The organism is Variovorax sp. 20P10.2.4 (genome assembly GCF_058244205.1).
In genome coordinates, this window is record NZ_JBZAYE010000946.1 from 1 (window position 1) to 2058 (window position 2058).

Annotated in this window: 1 protein-coding gene; it reads right to left on the minus strand. The window is 69.4% G+C overall.

Annotation, left to right across the window (positions count from 1 at the left end):
* The coding region (locus tag AC27VN_RS39755) for a hypothetical protein (protein ID WP_490880253.1) at positions 1–2058 on the minus strand (2058 nt) is incomplete at both ends.

The window sequence follows — 2058 nt, forward strand, 5'->3', positions numbered from 1 at the left end:
GGCGTGGCGCGCGGATCCTCGTGCGGATCGCTGCCGGCCGTGGGCGCGAGGTTGTCCTGCGGCGGTGGCGGCAGGCGGCCCGGGCCGCTGTCCCACACCACCATCGCGGAGCCGTCGTAGCCGCCGGCGCCCAGGTCCATGCACGAGAGCTGGAAGTAGGGCAGCGCGTCGGGATGGCGGCCGCTGGCCGTGGCCGGGCAGTAGAGCTTGGCGCCGATGGTGCGCGCCTCGACCTCGGCCGACCACATCGTGACCTGGTGGTCGCCGAAGGCCACGTGCATCAGCACCTTGTGCGCCGGCGTGCCGGGCAGCGGCTTGTCGGTCATCGCCTGCGCATAGCCGTTGGCCTCGGCGCGGTCCCACAGCGTCTGCCACAGCGAGAAGATGAACTGCTGGTCGAGGCTGTCGGGGTAGGCCGCGTAGACCATGGTCGCGAACTCGGGGAAGTCCGCGCTGCGCTCGAGCAGCAGCGAGTAGTTCATGCCGGGCACGCCGAGCACGCCGCGGTGGATGTCCTGCGCCACGCTCATCAGCATGCCGCCGAGGATGCCGCCCTGGCTGTTGCCGTCGTAGAACAGCTCGCTGGTGTCGAGCACGCTGCGCGGCGTGGTGCCCATCTGGAAGGCGGCATTGCTGCCGAAGCCCTTGGCGCTTTGCATCGCGCGGCCCAGCATCAGCATGTTGAGCACGCCCTGCTGCGTGGTGTCGAAGGGCACGCGTGCGTTCGACAGGTCGAAGAAGCCGAACACCGACGGCACGATCTCGGTCTGCGAGAAGCCGTACCAGTTGGTCGCGCAGAACACGAAGTTGTGCTCGTTGCTCATGTCCTTCACGTTGCTGGCATTGACCTCGGTCGGCTTGCCGAACAGGCCATGGCCGTACAGCGAGATGCGCGCGGGGTTGATGCTGCCGTCGGGGTTGAGCGCCGCGCGCGGGATGTTGCAGATGAAGGGCACGGTGAGTGTCGAGTGACCGTCCCACACCGGCGTGTCGTACACGCCCGGCGTGGCCGAGGCGTAGCGGAAGGTCTCCAGCGGCAACGGCTTGTCGCCCAGCGTGTCGAAGGCGGCCTTGACGGCCGGCACCGACAGCGCGCCGCCGCCCAGGTAGGGCGCCACCGCGGCGATCACCGGCGTGATGTCGGCCGTGCCGGCCGTGGGAGCCGCCACGAAGCTCGGCACCGTGAGCGTGCCCTCGATGTGGCGCGCGATGCGCGCGTCCTGCGCGGGCGTCAGGTCCTGCACCGTCGTCACCTTGAAGCCGGGCGTGTTGTCGGTGAGTGCCGCGAAGCCGGCATCGCGGATCGCGAGCATGCGGCCCGTGATGCTGCGCTGCGAACCCACCGTGAAGTCCCAGGCCAGGTACAGAGGCTCACGAGTCACGCCCGCGCGCTGCAGCGTCGAGAGGATGCTCTCCATGTGCGCTCGGCGATCGTTCACGAAGCCCAGCGCGCTCTCGTGGCGGTCGCGGTAGATGCGGAACGCGGGCCCGGCCTCGATGGTCTTGCCGGTGGCATCCTTCATGTTGCGCATCGCCACGATGTAGCGATGGCCCCACTCGAGGTTCTTCGCCACGCGGATGTTGAGGCTCTGGCGATCGCTCGCGCTGACGTTGTTCTTGTCGAGCTCGACCCAGATCAGCTTCTGCTCGAGCGTGTCGGCATCGATCAGCACCACGGGCGCGTCGGCCTTGAGCGAGGCCGAGAGGTCGCCGATGCCCGGCGCGCCCGTGCGTGCGAGGTCCACGCCCGGCACGCGCGTCACGATCATCGCGCCCGGCGAGAAGCCGTCGTTGCGGTTCCATTCGGTGGTGTCGATCGGCTTGTTGCGCACCACCTCGCTGCGCGGCATCGAGGCCGTCTGCAGGTTCAGCCGGCGGCCGGTGTCGGTGCTGGCATCGGCCACCGTGTAGTAGTCGTTGGGAAACGGCAGCATGCAGTGCGCGGGATCGAGGAAGTCGCAGCGCTGCGCCGTGGTGGCCGTGTCGGCGGGCAACTGGCTGTCGATGCTCGCGAGCATCGGCGGGTCGCCCGGCGGCGGGTTGCCGGTGCCGGGGCCC